This window comes from Nonomuraea polychroma (assembly GCF_004011505.1).
Classification (GTDB): domain Bacteria; phylum Actinomycetota; class Actinomycetes; order Streptosporangiales; family Streptosporangiaceae; genus Nonomuraea; species Nonomuraea polychroma.
The window spans coordinates 2,408,349-2,423,833 of record NZ_SAUN01000001.1 but is presented as its reverse complement, the minus strand read 5'-3'; the positions used below and the strand labels follow the sequence as shown (position 1 = coordinate 2,423,833).

Genomic DNA, 15,485 nt, shown 5'->3' with positions numbered 1-15,485 from the left:
TCCTTTCATCGGAGGCGGAGCAGCACCGCTGATGGGGCGGTGGGCAAGGTCAAGGTGTGCTCTGTCAGGCGGGCCTTGCTGTTGGCGGGGTAGAGCAGCTCCGCGCGCTGCAGGTCCGGCAGGCGCGCGGTGTCTTCGCCGCCGCGCCGCCAGACGGCGAGATAGGTGGCCGCGGGAGCGTGTATGGCGAGTGCGATCCACGGGTCGTCCCAGCCCGGGAGACCCAGCGGCCAGGAGGGTACGGCCTGTGGCAGGTCGGCCCGGATGGCCTTGTAGACGGCGACGGCCTCGTGGACGAGGGCGCGGGCGTCGGGATCGAGGTCCGCGATGCGGCCGGACAGGTGGATCCGGCCGAGGAGCGCGCTGATCATGGTGAAGGCCACCTCATCCAGCGAGTCCTCGGGCTGCGGATAGGCCCAGACGGCGCCCTGCTCGGGAGGGACGGCGGTGGGCGCGGAGGCTGCGATGGGCGCGTAGCGCTCGAGGTTCTGCTGGTCGCTGGTGGACTGCACCTGCAGCCGGGACAGCAGCGCGTAGTCCGAGCGCATGCCTCCGGAGGCACAGTTCTCCACCACCAGGTGCGGGTGCCGGTCCAGAATGCCGTCGAGCCAGTCGAGATGGGCGCGATTGTGGCCGAGCAGCCCGGCCGCGGGGGTCTCGCCGGGACGGCTGCTCGTGCCGGAGCCGGGGTCGATGTTGTGGTCCAGCTTGAGGTAGCCGATGCCGAGCTCGCCGACCAGGCGGTCCACAACACGGTCGAGGTGGGCTCGGGCGGCGGGGTGGCGCAGGTCCAGATGGTGCCGGAGGTTGTCGGTGACGCGGATGCCGTCGCGGCGGAAGAATGCCTCGTCAGGCAGGGACTCGGCGAGCGGGCTGCGAACGCCGATCACTTCCGGCTCAAGCCACAGACCCGGGACCATGCCGCGCTCCCGGACCCGGTCCAGGACCGCGTGGATGCCTCGTTCGCCGGGGAAACGGGAGGTGGACGGCTCCCAGGCGCCGACGCCGCCCCACCAGTCATCGTCCGCGTCGGCGTACCAGCCCGCGTCGATGACGAAGTACTCCGCCCCTGCCTCTGATGCCGCGTCGATCAAGGGGAGTAGCTTGGCCGTCGTGGGGTCGCCCATCAGGCAGTTCATGTAGTCGTTGAAGATGACGGGCAGCCGCTGGTGGTCCGGGTGCGGGCGGCGGATGGCCCGGCGGTAGCGGGTCAGCGCGGCGAACGCTCCGTCGCCGACATCCACGGCGAGCGCGACGGGCACGGTGCGGAAGGCCTCTCCGGGCGCCAGCGGGTGGCGCCAGCCGTGGTGGGCGTCGCTGGGGCCGGACAGCGCCACGTAGGCCACGTCCTCGCGCTCCCCGCACTCCCAGCGCCAGCCGCCGCCGTTGTGCTCGATCTGCCACAGCCACGTGCGCCCGGTCTGGCGGTCGGCCAGGCCGCCCATCGGGACGTGGCCGCAGCTCGACCAGACGCCCTGGCCGGCCAGGGTGAAACAGCCCTTGCCGTTGGCGTACCGGACCCGGCCGTTGAGCTGGGGCGAGGTGAGGCGCAGAGGCCTGCGTTGCCACCGGTATTCGGCGAGCCAGTCGTTGTCGGCCCACAGCAGGTCCGCGGTGTCCACGGCGAGACCACCGACCACGAGCGAGGTGACTGACTCCAGGATCAGCGTGTGCTCGCCCTCATTCCGAAGGATCACCTCGCTGCGAAGCACAGGCAGACTGTCCGGCGACCGGTAGATCACCTCTGCGGCAAGACCGCTCTCCGGGTCGTGCAGCTCGACGGTGAGCACGTCGTCGGTGGCGTGGTGCCGCCGGTAGCGCATCCGCGCGCCGATGGCAGTGTCGATGAGCCGGTGGCTGGACCAGTGGTGGCCGTGCCCGGTCGCGGTCACCTCCAGCAGGGGCAGCGTCGCTTGGTGGCGCTCGCCGCCGGGCGGGCCGAGGTAGGTCAGGCGAGCGTCACTGATCTCGAGTCGTAAGGCGTCGTGGCCCCAAGTGATGGTGGTCACTGGGTCTTCCCGTGCTTCAGTACGGCGCAGCCGCCTGGTGGCAGCTCGACCACGGGAGCGTCCGTCAGCAGGTCGTGGGCGGGCTCGGGCAGGCTGACGGCGTAGGCGCCGTGGTTGAGGACGAACTGCCACCGGGTGCCGTCCGGAGCGTGCCGGGTGACGGATTCGAGGCCGGGAAGTTCGGGGTTGACCCCGGTCTCGTCGAGAAGCCTGCCGATGAGGGCGGCGTAACCCGGATCGTCGAGACGTGTCGAGAGGTACCAGCCCAGGCCCGCGCCGAAGTGGTGACGGGTCAGTGCGGGCTTTCCCGCGAGCATTCCGTGGGTGTAGGTGACGAGCGCCTCGGCGCCCTCGGTGCGCAGGGACTCGCTCCAGATGGTGCCGTGCGTGCCGTCCGACAGGACGATCCCTTCGTCCCGCCGGAGCGCGCGGTGTTCCTCGACGCGGATGCCCAGCGCCTCGCGCAGCGGCGGGGCGGGGTAGCCGCCGAGGCGGGCGTGGAGGCGGTCGTCGACGAACCCGTTGAAGTACTGGACGAGCAGCGTCCCGCCGTCGGCGACGTAGCGGCGCAGGTTCGCCGCTCCGGCGTCGGAGAGCAGGAACAGGGCTGGAGCGACGACGAGCCGGTAACGGCTGAGGTCGTGTTCGGGATGGGCGAAGTCGACCGTGACGCCGGCGTCCCACAGTGCCCGGTGGGCGCGGCGCAGGGTCGCGTGATAGTCGAGGTCCGCCGACGGCAGGCCGTCGACCTCCAGCGCCCACCAGGCGTCCGAGTCGTGCAGCACGGCCACCTGCGCGGTGACCGTCGAGCCCGCGAGCTCGCCAAGACGTGCGACGGCCTCTCCGACCGCCTGGACCTCACGGAAGATCCTGCTGTCCGCGCCGGCGTGCGGGAGCATCGCCGAGTGCCACTGCTCGGCCCCGGCACGGGATTGCCGCCACTGGAAGAACAGGGCGCCCTCCGAGCCACGGGCGATGTGGCCGAGCGTGTGACGCAGGATCTCGCCCGGCTCCTTGCCCAGCGTGCGGTCGCCGTCATAGACGGTGCTGGTGCCCTGCTCCATCAGCAGCCAGGGACGGCCGTCCGCGAGGGAGCGGGCGCGGTCGGCGCCGAAGGCGGTGTCCGCGGCGGCGTCCAGACCCGGCGCGCTCGGGTAGTGATCGATGGCGACCAGGTCGACCTCCCGGCCCAAGGCCCACAGGTCCACGTTCTGATAGCCGGGGAGCATCATGTTGGTCGTCACCGGCCGGTCGCTGCGAGCGCGGATCGCGTCGCGCTGTTCCCGGTACGCGGCGAGGACCGTGTCGGACCAGAAGCGCCGGAAGTCCAGGGCCTGGCCGGGATTGCGGTGCCACTGGGTGACCCGCGGAGGCAGCACCTGATCCCAGCCGCTGTAGCGCTGGCTCCAGAATGCCGTGCCCCACGCCTCGTTGAGCGCCTCAAGTGAGTCGTGGCGGGCACGCAACCATTCCCGGAAGGCGACGGCGGTGTGGTCGCACCAGCAGAGCGTGGTGTACTCGTTGTGCACGTGCCACATCGCGACCGCCGGGTGGTCGCCGTACCGCTCGGCGAGGGCGGTGGCGATGCGCACCGCGGCGTTGCGGTAGGCGGGGGCGGCCAGGCAGTAGGTGTCGCGGCTGCCGTGGGTGAGCCGGGTGCCGTCCGGTGCGACCGGCAGGGCGTCCGGGTGGGCCAGGGTGAACCACGGTGGCGGAGAGGCGGTGGGGGTGGCCAGGTCCACAGCCACGCCGTTGGCGTGGAGCCGGTCGAGATGGGCGTCGAGCCAGGCGAAGTCGTAACGGCCCTCCTCCGGCTCCAGCAGAGCCCAGGAGAAGACGCCGACGGTGGCCAGGTTGACCCTGGCGCGGCGCATCAGCGTGTCGTCTTCCTTCCAGACCGGCTCGTCCCATTGCTCGGGGTTGTAGTCGCCGCCGAAGGCGAGGCCGCCGAGGCGGTCGATCAGGTGGCGGGTCGCCATGCCTGGTCCTTTCGGATCGGGAGCCGGGCTCCGTCGCGGAGGAAGAGCAGGGTCTCACCCTTGGCACGCCATTCCAGGGCCTCGCCGAGGTCGCGGAAATGCGGGGACATACGAAGTGCTCCTAGATGAGGCTGTGTTCCGGGACCGGTCCGGTGCTCTCACGGACGGTCAGAGTGGGGGTGAGCAGCACGAGTTCGTCGGTGGGCTGCTCGCCGCGCGTGGATGCGGAGATCCGGGACATGACCTGTTCGACAGCGATGCGGCCGAGCTCCTTCGCCGGGCCGGTCACCGCTGTGAGGGCAGGTGCGTGCTGCTCAGCCAGGTGATCGGGGCACAGGGCGATCACCGACGCGTCCTCGGGAACGGTCCGCCCGCTGGTGCGCAGGAGGCTGAGCAGCGGCCCGATGGCTCCCTCGTTCTGCACGACGAAGCCGGTCGTGTGAGGCCTGTCGGACAGGATGCGGCCGAGCGTACCTGCGATGCCCTCATAGGTTCCCTCGCATGGACGGTGCAGGAAACGCAGACCGCGCTCCTTCGCACGCGCGCGGAACCCCGCGAGGGTGCGCTCGGCGTATCCCGCGTGCCGCCGGTAGATACCGGAGCCGTAACCGATGAAGGCGATGTCACGGTGGCCCAGGTCGGCCAGATGATCCGCGCACAGCGCGCCGGCGGCGGAGAAGTCGTGGTCGACGCAGGACAGTCCTCGGGGGTCGTCGGGCAGGCCGATGAGCGCCGCCTGGGTCCGCAGGTCTCCCAGCGTCGGGATGCGCTTGTCGTCCAACTCGACGTCCATGAGGATGACGCCGTCGGCCAGGCCGCTCGCCGCGAGGCGGCGGATACCGTCGGGGCCCTCGTCGTTGGTGATCAGCAGCACGTCGTAGCCGTGCTTGCGGGCCGCCACGGCGACGGAGGTGGCGATCTCCATCATGATCGGCACGTACACGTCGGTGCGGAGCGGCACTGCCAGGGCCAGGATGTGCGAGCGCTTGCCCGCCAGCGCCCGGGCGCCCGCGTTCGGGTGATATCCGAGCTCGAGGACGGAACGCTCGACGCGCCGCCGGGTCTCGGCGGAGACCCGGCGCTTGCCGCTGAGCGCATAGCTGACCGTGCTCGGGGAGACGCCCGCCGCCTTGGCCACATCAGCGATGGTCACCATTGGTTCAGCCCTTGATGGCGCCGGTCAGGACGCCGGTCCGGAAGTGCTTCTGAACGAACGGATAGACGATCACGAGCGGCACCAGGGTGAGAACCACCACGGCCATCTGCAAAGACAGCGGCGCGGTCTGCGAGTGCGCCATGCCGAAACCGGCGTTGACCGAGCCGGGCATGCCGACGCCGCGGTTGACGTAGGTCAGCAGCACATATTGCAGCGGCCATTTCTCGCTCTCCGTCGGCATGTAGAGCATGACGTTGAAGAAGGAGTTCCAGTAGCCGACGGCGTAGAAGAGGGCGATCACCGCGGTCACCGCCCGCGAGGTGGGCAGGATGACGGACCAGAGGATCCGCCAGTCACTCGCTCCGTCGATCCGGGCCGCGTCCATCAGTTCGGCGGCGGTGCTCGAGTAGAAGGAGCGGAGGATCAGGATGTTGAAGACCGAGACCGCGCCCGGGAGGATCAGAGCCCACCACTGTCCGTAGCCACCTAGCCCGGTCACCACCAGGAACGTCGGGATGAGGCCGCCGCTGACGAACATCGTCACGATCAGCAGCACCAGGATGAAGCGGTGCCCGAACGAGCCCGATCGCGACAGGCCGTAGGCGCACAGGACGGAAACGACCATCGAGATCGCCGTGCCGATGATGGTGATGCCGAGGCTCACCAGCAGCGCGGTGCGCACGGTCGAGCCCTTCAGCATCTCCTCGTACGCCTCGAAGGTGATCCCGTCGGGCCAGATCACCAGGCCGCCGGCCCGGTTGATGGCGCCCTTGGTGGACAGGCTGGTCAGCACCACGATCCACAGCGGAACCAGCACGATCAGCAGCACCCCACCGAGGGTGACGCCCTTGGCTGACTGGCCGGCCAGGGTTGGCGGCTCCTGCCAACTTGGTCTTTGACTCATTTCCGGTACAACCCGTCCTCGCCGAGGGAATGCGCCAGCTTGTTGGCGCCCCAGATGAGCAGGAGCGAGATCACGCTCTTGAACAGGCCCGCGGCCGCGCCGAAGCTGTAGTTCGTCGTGGCGATGCCGTAGTAGAAGGCGTAGGTGTCGAGCACCTCCGCGGCCTCGTGGCCGACCGCATCGCGCTGGATGAGGAACTGCTCGAAGCCGACGGAGAGCGCGCCGCCGAGCCGCAGCACCAGCATCAGCACGATCACTCCGCGCAGGCCCGGCAGGGTGATGTGCCACATCCGCCGCCAGGGCCCGGCGCCGTCCGCCGCGGCCGCCTCGTACAGGCCGGGGTTGATGGCGGCCAGCGCGGCCAGGAAGACGATGATCCCCCAGCCCGCCTCCTTCCACACGCCCTGGAAGGTGACCAGCAGCGCGAAGGTGTCGGGATTGGTCATCACGTCCCAGGTCTCCAGATCCTGCGAGCGCAACCACTGGTTGAGCGCGCCCGCGCCGCCCAGCATCTGCTGGAAGATCGTGATGACCAGCACCCACGAGAAGAAGTGCGGCAGGTAGACGACGGACTGGATGAAGTTGCGCACCCGCTCGCTGAGCACCGAGTTGAGCAGCATCGCCAGCACGATCGGGATCGGGAAGAACAGGATGAGCTGGACGAAGCTCAGATAGAGCGTGTTACCCAACGCGTGCCAGAAGCGCGAGTCGGCGAAGAGCTGCTGGAACTGGTCGAGGCCGGCCCAGTCGCTGTCCCAGATCCCGATCAGCGGGTCGTAGTACTGGAAGGCGGTGACGACGCCGACCATCGGCGCGTAGTTGAAGATCAGCAGCAGGATGACCGCGGGCGCCACCATGATCAGCAGGGATCGGTCGCGCCGCAGTCTGCCCCGCCTGGTCAGACCCTCGCTCACTGGCCCGTGCCGTACTTGTTCAGCACGTTCTCGGTCATCCACCCCTTGAGCCGGTCGAGGCCGCCCTTCTTCCAGGAGTCGATGACGGACTGGACCTCGGCGACCGTCTTCTTGCCGTGGTAGCAGTCCTTGATGGCGTCGTCGATGGCCTGCGAGGTGTTCAGCAGGGAGATCTGCTGGGGCATGCTGATGTTCATGTTCCAGAACACCGGCTTGATGAGAGCGTTAACATTCTTGGCCTGCCAGGCCGCGTAGTCCTGGGTGACCTGGTCGGCGCCGGGGTTGCTGATGACCAAGGGTGGCGAGGCCAGGAAGGGAAAGGTCGAGGCCTGGACGAACTTCTTGCCGTCCTCGGTCGCGGTCGGCACGCCGTCCTTCATCGTGTGGTGGACGCCCTCCGCTCCGAAGTTGACCAGCGTGTACTCGGCCGAGCCGTACGGCGCCGCCAGGTAGTTGGCGATCGCCAGGCACTCCTCGATCTGCTCCGGCTTCAGGTTGATGTTGAGGTAGCTGATGATGCGGGCCCCCTCGCCCATGAACATGTGCCCGGGGCTCTTGCCGTCGTGGGAGATGTAGTCGAACCCGCCCCGCCGGTAGTTCTTGTCGGCGGCGACGCCCGACTCGTGGTCGGAGAGGTTCCAGCCGCCGGCGCCTCCACCGGCGATCAGCACCTTGCCCGCGTAGAAGCGGGCGTTGCCGTCGGCGTTCCGTCCGGCGATCGCGTCCGGGTGGAGGTAACCCGACTTGGCCAGCTTGTAATGCCAGTCGAGCGCCTCCAGCAGCTGCGGCAGCTCGTACTTGTGGATCAGCTTGCCGCCCTCGACCTTCCAGTTGGGCGGGATGTCCCAGGCGAAGCCCATGTAGGTGAAGACGTCGTCGAAGGCCCACACGCCGCGCTTGGCGTCGGTCAGTTCCTTGCCGAGGTTCATGTAGTCCTCGACGGACTTCACCTGGTCAGGGGTGATGCCCTTGGCCTCCAGGATGTCCCGCCGGTAGGCGATGTAGCCGGGGACGCTGAAGTTGGTGGAGAAGGAGGGGATGCCATACAGCTTGTCGCCCCACACGCAGGCCTGCCAGGCGCCGGTGGGGATGGCGGCGAGGTTGGGATACTTCTTGACCTTGTCGCCGGCCAGGTACGGGGTCAGGTCGGCGAGCTGGGTGCCGACCAGCCGGTCGGTGCCGAACTTGGCGTTCCACCAGTTCGGCAGCTGGATCCAGTCGGGCAGCTTCTTGGCCGCCGCCATCGGCGTGACGATGGTGTCGTAGTTGTTGCCGTCCGCCGGCTTCATGGTGAGGGTGGCGCCCAGGGCCTTGTTCATGGCCTGGTAGAAGGAGTTGTTCGGGGGCGGCACCGTGCCCCAGAGCGGGGTGACGGCGGTGTAGCTGCCGCCCTTGCCCGGCACTCCCTGGACCGTGGCGATCCCGCCGGAGGGGTAGGACAGGAAGCCGGGTTCGGTCACCGCTCCGCCGGAGCCGGTGACGGAGGCGATGTCCGCCTTGACGGAGGTGCTCGGCACGTAGGACGGGAGCGCCGCCTGGAGCCCGGTCTTGGTGTTCGTGCCGACCTTCTGCTTCTGCTGAGGTGCGCCGCCGCAGGCGGCGAGGAGAGGAGCCATCGCGGCGGCACCGATGAAGCTTCTGCGGTTCAACTCGGGTTTCATGGGGGGTTTACCCTTCGAAGTCGTCGAAGCGCTTCTATGTTGCCGCGAGACTAATGACATGTTTCGGGCAACACAAGAGAAGTTGTTAAACGAAAGTTTCTTCCTGGTGAGGCCTTGGCAGCCCTCGCAGCATGCGCATGACGCCGGCGGGGAGGGGTGCCGGCCTTTCTTCGCACCTGGGTGATGACGAGCCGGACGGCGATCTCGCCGAGGCTGAGGTCCTTCAGCACGCCGCCGTTCCGATGGGCCATGGCGCAGCGACGGCTATGGCATCTCCAGCAGGACGCGTACATCCCATGGACCGAGACGTAGTTCCGCACCGGCCGCGTGGTCGGCGCCGGCGAGCACGTCGCGCACCGCGGTCGGCGCCGGGACGGCGACCTCCTGCCAGGTCCAGTTGTGCAGGAAGCGCAGCCGCCGCCCGTCCGCCGTGACGGCGCCGGTCGAGGTGACGCCCGCCGGCATGCCGCCCCACGAGCCGGCATCGGGGACGAGCCAGCGGAACAGCGCCGTGGCCATGCCGGGGTTGGGGATGGTGCCGACGTAGGTGATGCGGCCCGCGCCGTACGGGCGGGTGGTCACGGCCGCCCACCGGCCGAAGTGCGGGTGCCGGTAGCCGGCGAGCACCTCGGCGTCCTCCGCGTGCACGCCGTCCGCCCATCGGGTGCCCGCGGCATCGGACGGCAGCCTCAGCGGTGAGCCGGGCGTGGCCTGCACGGGCAGGTCGGCCGGCAGGTTGCTGAACTCGTCGTACGACACGCCCGCGGGCTCGGCGAGCCGGGCCGGCTGGACCTCGCGGCGCGCGCGTGCCTCGTGATCGGCGTACGCGGTGCGCGGCCCGAGCACCAGGTGGCCGCCGGCCGAGGCGTAGGCCGACAGCCAGTCCAGCGTGGCGTCGTCGGCCGCGTACAGACCGGCGGCGACGACGACCGGGTGCCGTGCGGCCAGCTCGCCCGGCTCGGCCGCCACCGCCTGAGCCGCGTGCAGCACCCGTACCTGGAGGCCCGCCTCGAACGCGCCACGGTAGAACGGGTCGAAGATGCCCTGGTAGGAACGCCGGTCCGGGCCGCCGTCCGGCAGCGCCAGAGCCGGCTGGGCGGTCAGCGCCCAATTGCTCGGAATGGAGTAGAGCATCGCGACGTCGGCGTCCGGGATCAGGCCCGCGACCAGCTCGCCGGCCGTCTCCAGCTCCGCGCCGATCCGGGCGATCTCCCGATAGACGCGGCCCGGGCGGCCGCTGTGCGGCAGGACGCCGCCCCAGTAGGTCTCGGTGCCGAAGACCAGGGTGCGCCACTGCCAGTACTCGATCATGTTCGCGCCCCGCGAGACGAGCGCCCAGGCGGCCTGCCGCCACTGACCGTCGTACGCGGGGTGGTTCATCCACGACGGACCGATGGCCTGCGCGTTGGTCTCGGTGACCAGGAAGGGCTCCTGACGTGAGGCGAACATCCGGTCGGCGCTGAGGTAGAACGCCCAGGTGTCGTGGGTGGCCCACTGCTGCGGGCCGCTCTGCCCGGCAGGCAGAGCGAGACCGTCCTGCATGGCGTAGTACGGGTTGCCGGCGGTGACGTCGAGACGCCGGGTCAACTCGTCGTCGGCCACCCCTGGCCGGTCGTAGGAGATGCAGGTGGTGACGAACTGGTCCGGCCTGGCGTATTCGCGCACGATGTCCGCCTGCCAGGCGATGAACTCGGTGACCTGCTCGGCCTGGAAGCGGCGCCAGGCCTGCTCGTACTGCGGTTGCGCGTTGCCGTCCGGCGTCCACAGGTCAGCCCAGGTCGACAGCCGATGCGACCAGTAGACCAGGCCCCACTCCTCGTTGAGCGTCTCCACGTCGCCGTAGCGGTCGCGCAGATGATCGACGAAGCGCTGGAAGACGCCGTGGTTGTGCAGCAGCTCCGGGCCGGGCTCGTTGTCCACCTGGAAGCCGATCACCGCCGGGTGCCCGGCGTACCGCTCCACGACGCGCCGGATGATCCGCTCGGCGTGGAAGCGGTAGGCCGGATGGGTGAAGTCCATCTCCTGGCGGGCGCCCCACGGGATGCGCCGTCCCGAGCCCCGCTCGCCGGCGATCTCGGGGTACTGGCGGGCGAGCCAGGGCGGCACGGCGTAGGTCGGGGTGCCGAGGATGACGCCGATGCCGCGCTCGTGCGCGCCGTCGAGCGTGGGCTGGAGCCAGTCCAGGTTGAAGCGGCCGTTCTCGGGCTCCCAGGTCGACCAGACGGACTCGCCGACCCGGATGACGGAGAAGCGCGCCTCGGCCATCAGGTCGAGGTCGGTCTTCAGCAGATCACTGGGGTGGTATTCGGGGTAGTAGGCGGCGCCGAAAAGCACTCGCGACACGTATGTTCCCTTCGTTTCGTTCATTGCTTGACCCCGCCGGCGGTGAGGCCGTTCTGCCAGTAGCGCTGGAGCATCAGGAACGCCGCGACCAGCGGGATGATGGACAACAGTGAGCCGGTGACCACGAGGGGGATGACGTCGCCGGTGCCGCCGCCGCCCACCGACGCCCGCCCGGCCCAGTTGGCCAGGCCGACGGTGACGGGGTAGAGGGAGGGGTCGTTGAGCATGATCAGCGGCAGGAAGTAGTTGTTCCAGGTGGCGACGAGCGTGAAGAGCAGCACGGTGACGAAGCCCGGCGCGAGCAGGCGCAGCACCACCTGACGGAAGATCCGGAACTCGCCGGCCCCGTCGATGCGGGCCGCCTCCAGGAGGCTGTCGGGCACCGCCTCCTCGACGTACACCCGCATGAGGTAGAGCCCGAACGGGTTCACCAGCGAGGGCAGGATGATCGCCCAGGGCGTGTTCACCAGCCCGACGTTCGAGAAGATCAGGTACGTGGGAATGACCAGCGCGGTGCTGGGCACCATGATCGCGCCGAGGACGGCTCCGAACAGCAGCCTGTTGCCGCGGAAGGCGAACTTGGCGAACCCGTAGCCGCCCAGGGCGGCCAGCAGCGCCGCGCCACCCGCGCTCACCAGCGCGTACATCGCCGTGTTGAGCAGCCAGTGGACGTACACTCCGCCGTCAGCGGTGAAGACGTTACGGACGTTGGCCGCCAGCGCGAAGTCCCCGCCGAACCAGAGCCCGAAGCTGGAGAACAGCGCGCCGGTGGTCTTCGTGGCCGCCACCACCAACCAGAACAGCGGGAGCAGGAAGTAGACCAGGACGGCGAGCATCCCCAACGTGAGCACCGGGCTACGACGCCGGCCCGCTGCGGCGGAGTGCGCGGCGCCGGCCGTGGCCCGGGGCGGCGCCGTTGCGGTGACGGTCATCTTCTCCTCCGGGCGACGGCGAGCTGGACGGTGTACGACACCACGACGATGACGAGCCCGAGCAGGAAGGAGACGGCCGCCGCGTAGTTGATGTCCTGGCTGACGAAGGCCAGGGAGTAGGTGTACAGATTGGGGGTGTAGGCGCTGTCGATGACGTTGGGGGCCAGGCGCTGCAGCAACGCCGGCTCGTTGAACAGCTGGAAGCTGCCGATCACCGAGAAGATCAGTGCCATGAGAAGGGCGGGGCGCAGGGCGGGGATCTTCACGCTCCAGGCGATCCGCCAGGCGCCGGCACCGTCCACCGCCGCGGCCTCGTACAGCTCGGTGGGGATGGCGCGCAGCGCGGCGTACAGGATGATCATGTTGTAGCCGGTGAACTCCCAGGTCACGATGTTGGCCACCGAGCCCAGCATCAAGTCGCTGCTGAGCAGGTTCGGCGCGGGCAGGCCCAGCGCCTCGGCGAGCTGGGTGATCGGCCCGAACTGCGGGCCGTACAGGTAACTCCACATCAGCGCGGCGATCACGCCGGGCACCGCGTACGGGACGAAGATCCCCAGCCGGATCACCCGCGACAGCAACATCGCGCCGCTGTCCAGGGCGAGGGCGAACAACAACGCCAGCACCAGCATGATCGGCACCTGGACGAGGAAGAACCGGCTCACGCGCAGCACGCCGTCGAGCAGCCGCTCGTCGCTCAGCGCCTGGATGTAGTTGTCGAGACCGGCGAACCTCACGCCGCCGATCAGTTGCTCCCGGAACAGGCTCAGATATCCGGCGTACGCCAGCGGCGCCACGAGCATGGCGACGAACATGATGAGGAACGGCGCGACGAAGAGGTAACCCGCCCTGTCCCGGCGGGCGCTCGCCCGCCGGGACGGCGGCACTGTCATGACGCTCATCGCGCGACCTTGAAGCCCTGCTTCTCGGCGTAGGTGGTGATGGTCTGCTGCCACTGGTCCAACCCGGCGGCCGGGTCGGTCTTGTCAGCGAGCGACTTGCCCACCGTCTCGTTCCAGTCGTTGTTGATCTGGTCCATGAACGGCAGCCAGGCGAAGTCGGTGGGGACCGTGCCGCTGATGTCGGCGAACACCTTGTTCACCTGCTGCCCGCCGTAGAAGTCCGATTTCTGCTCGACAAAGGCCGGGTCGCTCAGCAGCGCCTTGGTCGGCGGGTACAGGAACTGCAGGGTCGTCAGCATCCTGGCCGACTCGGGGTCGCTGTTGAGGAATTCGGCGAACTTGGCCGCGGCGATCGGGTTCTTGGTCGTCTTGACGACGGCGCTGGTCGAGCCGCCCCAGTTGCCGGATTTCTGTTCACCGGCCGTCCACTGCGGCAACGGCGCGACACGCCATTTTCCGCGGGTCTCCTTGGCGCTGGTGGACAGGAAGAGCGGGCCCCAGGCGGCGGTCAGCCAGGTCGCGTACCTGCCCTTGTTGAGTGCCTGGAACCACTGGTCGCTGAAGTCGGCGTCGGTGGACACGACGCCCTCCTTGACCAGGCCGCTCCAGTAGGAGGCGAGCTTCTTCGACGTCTCACCGGCGACGTCGACGGAGATCTGGTCGGCGCCCTTCATCTGGAACGGCTTGACGCCGGCCTGCCACATCAGGCCCGTCCAGATGGAGTTGTGGTTGGTGGGGAAGTTGGTCAGGTACACGCCGGGGTCGGCGGCGTGCAGCTTGCGGGCCGCGGCGGCGAACTCATCCCAGGTCTTCGGCGGCTCGATGCCGTGCTTGTCGAAGATGTCCTTGCGGTAGAGCATCCCCATCGGCCCGGTGTCCTGGGGGATCGCCCAGACTTCGCCGTTCCTGCCGCTCACCTGGCCCCACGCCCAGTCGACGAACCGGTCCTTGAGCGCCTCCGCGCCGTACGGCCGCAGGTCCAGCAGACTGCCGGTGATGGCGAAGCCGGGAATGTGCTGGTACTCGATCTGCACCACGTCCGGGGCGCCGCTGCCGGCCTTGAGCGCCGTCCGTAGTTTCGTGTACTCGGCCTGGCTGTTACCTGCGTTGATCACCTTGACGCTGATGGCGGGATATTTCTTCTCGAACAGCGCTACTTCCTTGTCGATGTCGGGCAGCCAGGTCCAGAACGTGAGCTCGGTCGGCGTCTTCATCGCCTTGTGGATGTCGGCCTGGCTGATGGCGGCGGGCTTGCCCTCGCCGCCGGTGCCGCCGGTCGTGCCGCCGGTCGTGCCGCCGGTCGTGCCGCCGGCGCATCCGGCGAGGAACAGGGCCGCTGCGGCTCCCACGGCGAGCCACCTCATCCTCGGCAAAGTCATCTCTTACTCCTTGGGGGGGCGGTCGACCGGCGTAGCACGAGCTGCGCCGGTAGGTCGTCCACGGTCGCCGAGCCTGGGGCGTTCTCGATCTGGCGGACGAGCAGGTCGAGCGCGTGCGAGGCGATCGCCTCGAAGTCCTGGCGGATGGTGGTCAGCGGTGGCGAGAGGTACGCCGCGGCCGGGATGTCGTCCATCCCGACGACGCTCACCTCTTCGGGGACGGCGCGGCCCGCCTCAGCCACGGCCCGCAGCAGGCCGATCGCCATCTCGTCGTTGGCCACGAACACCGCGGTGACCTCGGGGTCTGCGGCCAGTCGCCGGCCGGCCTCGTAACCCGAGGCGGGCGACCAGTCCCCTTCAATCGGCGGTGGCGCGGCGATCCCCGCGGACTCGAGCGCGTGCCGCCAGCCACGGGCGCGGTCGCGCGACGCGAGCCACTGACCAGGCCCCGCGACATGCCAGACTGTCGCATGCCCCAGGCCGAGCAGGTGCTCGGTGGCGAGCCGGCCCGCATCGAAGCCGGATGCTCCGGTGACCACCAACCGGGGCCCGTCGAGGCCGGGGAACCTGCCGAAGCTGAGCACGGGGATGTCCGGGTCGATGCGCAGTTCCTGCCCATCGTCTATCGGCTCGGACAGCACGATGCCGTCCACACCCTGGTCCAGCAGGGACTCCACCGCGCTCACGATGCTGTCCGGTCTGCCCTCGAACGTGTGGACCACGCTGAACGCGTAGCTCGTCTCCCGGGCCCGCCGCTCCAGCGCGACCAGCAGCGCCGAGGGCCCGTACAGCGAACTGCCGAGCGAGACCATCCCGATGCGCTGGAAGCGGCCCAGAAGGAGCGCGCGGGCCGCGGTGTTGGGGCGATACCCGAGCTCGCGAGCCACCGCGAGAACCCGCTCCCGAACGTCGGCGCTGACGTACGGCTCGCCGTTCATGACACGCGAGACGGTCTTCTGCGAGACGCCGGCGCGCCGCGCGACGTCGGTGCTGGTAGGGGCGCGGCGCCGGGCCTCCGACATGAGGGCTCCTCGATCCTGCCTACGTAGTCAGACTGGGCGGACCTTCGGCCTGACTACGTAGTCAGGCGGAATGCCATTACTCTCGATTCCGGAGACACCTCTTGTCAAGGGCTTGTTTCCCGCACGTTTCCACGCCCATGGCCACCCTGCATGCGCCGGCTCGGGCGCTCCCAGGCCCCTCCACTCGCCGGGTGGCCCTGTCGTCGAAGCGCTTCCGTGTTGCCGCGAGACTAATGACACGTTTTCGACTGCGCAAGGGAAGTTATTAAACGAAAGTTTCTCTCTGA

General features: G+C 69.1%; 12 protein-coding genes. All 12 read right to left on the bottom strand.

Annotation, left to right across the window (positions count from 1 at the left end):
* Positions 1-5: 5 nt before the first annotated feature.
* Complete coding sequence (locus EDD27_RS10800) at positions 6-2,009, bottom strand: alpha-galactosidase (protein WP_127932281.1); 2,004 nt, start codon at positions 2,007-2,009, stop codon at positions 6-8.
* Positions 2,006-3,988, bottom strand: a complete 1,983-nt coding sequence (locus EDD27_RS10795) for a beta-galactosidase (RefSeq protein ID WP_127932280.1) — start codon at positions 3,986-3,988, stop codon at positions 2,006-2,008. Before EDD27_RS10795 ends, EDD27_RS10800 begins: the two co-directional genes overlap by 4 nt.
* Positions 3,970-4,098 carry a hypothetical protein gene (locus tag EDD27_RS57675; RefSeq protein WP_277750701.1) on the bottom strand — a complete coding sequence of 43 codons (129 nt, stop codon included), beginning with the start codon at positions 4,096-4,098 and terminating at the stop codon, positions 3,970-3,972. Before EDD27_RS57675 ends, EDD27_RS10795 begins: the two co-directional genes overlap by 19 nt.
* A gap of 11 nt (positions 4,099-4,109) precedes the next feature.
* On the bottom strand, positions 4,110-5,144 hold the full coding sequence (locus EDD27_RS10790; protein WP_127932279.1) for a LacI family DNA-binding transcriptional regulator: 1,035 nt from the start codon (positions 5,142-5,144) through the stop codon (positions 4,110-4,112).
* A gap of 4 nt (positions 5,145-5,148) precedes the next feature.
* The gene (locus EDD27_RS10785) at positions 5,149-6,048 is read right to left on the bottom strand and encodes a carbohydrate ABC transporter permease (protein ID WP_127932278.1); all 900 of its coding nucleotides are present in this window, start codon (positions 6,046-6,048) and stop codon (positions 5,149-5,151) included.
* Positions 6,045-6,962 (bottom strand): ABC transporter permease, encoded by a 918-nt coding sequence (locus tag EDD27_RS10780; protein ID WP_241563963.1) that lies wholly within the window; start codon positions 6,960-6,962, stop codon positions 6,045-6,047. The genes EDD27_RS10785 and EDD27_RS10780 overlap by 4 nt, the downstream gene beginning before the upstream one ends.
* Positions 6,959-8,623 carry an ABC transporter substrate-binding protein gene (locus EDD27_RS10775; protein WP_164903570.1) on the bottom strand — a complete coding sequence of 555 codons (1,665 nt, stop codon included), beginning with the start codon at positions 8,621-8,623 and terminating at the stop codon, positions 6,959-6,961. The genes EDD27_RS10780 and EDD27_RS10775 overlap by 4 nt, the downstream gene beginning before the upstream one ends.
* A gap of 264 nt (positions 8,624-8,887) precedes the next feature.
* A complete protein-coding gene (locus tag EDD27_RS10770; RefSeq protein WP_206641343.1) occupies positions 8,888-10,966 on the bottom strand; it encodes a beta-galactosidase in 2,079 nt (692 codons plus the stop codon).
* A 20-nt stretch (positions 10,967-10,986) separates the two neighbouring features.
* On the bottom strand, positions 10,987-11,898 hold the full coding sequence (locus EDD27_RS10765) for a carbohydrate ABC transporter permease (protein WP_206641342.1): 912 nt from the start codon (positions 11,896-11,898) through the stop codon (positions 10,987-10,989).
* The gene (locus tag EDD27_RS10760) at positions 11,895-12,797 is read right to left on the bottom strand and encodes a carbohydrate ABC transporter permease (protein ID WP_127932275.1); all 903 of its coding nucleotides are present in this window, start codon (positions 12,795-12,797) and stop codon (positions 11,895-11,897) included. Before EDD27_RS10760 ends, EDD27_RS10765 begins: the two co-directional genes overlap by 4 nt.
* The gene (locus EDD27_RS10755) at positions 12,794-14,176 is read right to left on the bottom strand and encodes an ABC transporter substrate-binding protein (protein ID WP_127932274.1); all 1,383 of its coding nucleotides are present in this window, start codon (positions 14,174-14,176) and stop codon (positions 12,794-12,796) included. Before EDD27_RS10755 ends, EDD27_RS10760 begins: the two co-directional genes overlap by 4 nt.
* Entirely contained in the window at positions 14,173-15,198 is a 1,026-nt protein-coding gene (locus EDD27_RS10750; protein ID WP_127932273.1) for a LacI family DNA-binding transcriptional regulator, read from the bottom strand. Before EDD27_RS10750 ends, EDD27_RS10755 begins: the two co-directional genes overlap by 4 nt.
* Positions 15,199-15,485 lie beyond the last annotated feature (287 nt).

Bases quoted from the DNA above. Each gene is read 5' to 3' on its own strand.
- EDD27_RS10755 (WP_127932274.1), bottom strand. From the start codon at position 14,176: ATGACTTTGCCGAGGATGAGGTGGCTCGCCGTGGGAGCCGCAGCGGCC.
- EDD27_RS10760 (WP_127932275.1), bottom strand. From the start codon at position 12,797: ATGAGCGTCATGACAGTGCCGCCGTCCCGGCGGGCGAGCGCCCGCCGG.
- EDD27_RS10750 (WP_127932273.1), bottom strand. From the start codon at position 15,198: ATGTCGGAGGCCCGGCGCCGCGCCCCTACCAGCACCGACGTCGCGCGG.
- EDD27_RS10785 (WP_127932278.1), bottom strand. From the start codon at position 6,048: ATGAGTCAAAGACCAAGTTGGCAGGAGCCGCCAACCCTGGCCGGCCAG.
- EDD27_RS10765 (WP_206641342.1), bottom strand. From the start codon at position 11,898: ATGACCGTCACCGCAACGGCGCCGCCCCGGGCCACGGCCGGCGCCGCG.
- EDD27_RS10775 (WP_164903570.1), bottom strand. From the start codon at position 8,623: ATGAAACCCGAGTTGAACCGCAGAAGCTTCATCGGTGCCGCCGCGATG.
- EDD27_RS10790 (WP_127932279.1), bottom strand. From the start codon at position 5,144: ATGGTGACCATCGCTGATGTGGCCAAGGCGGCGGGCGTCTCCCCGAGC.
- EDD27_RS57675 (WP_277750701.1), bottom strand. From the start codon at position 4,098: ATGTCCCCGCATTTCCGCGACCTCGGCGAGGCCCTGGAATGGCGTGCC.
- EDD27_RS10795 (WP_127932280.1), bottom strand. From the start codon at position 3,988: ATGGCGACCCGCCACCTGATCGACCGCCTCGGCGGCCTCGCCTTCGGC.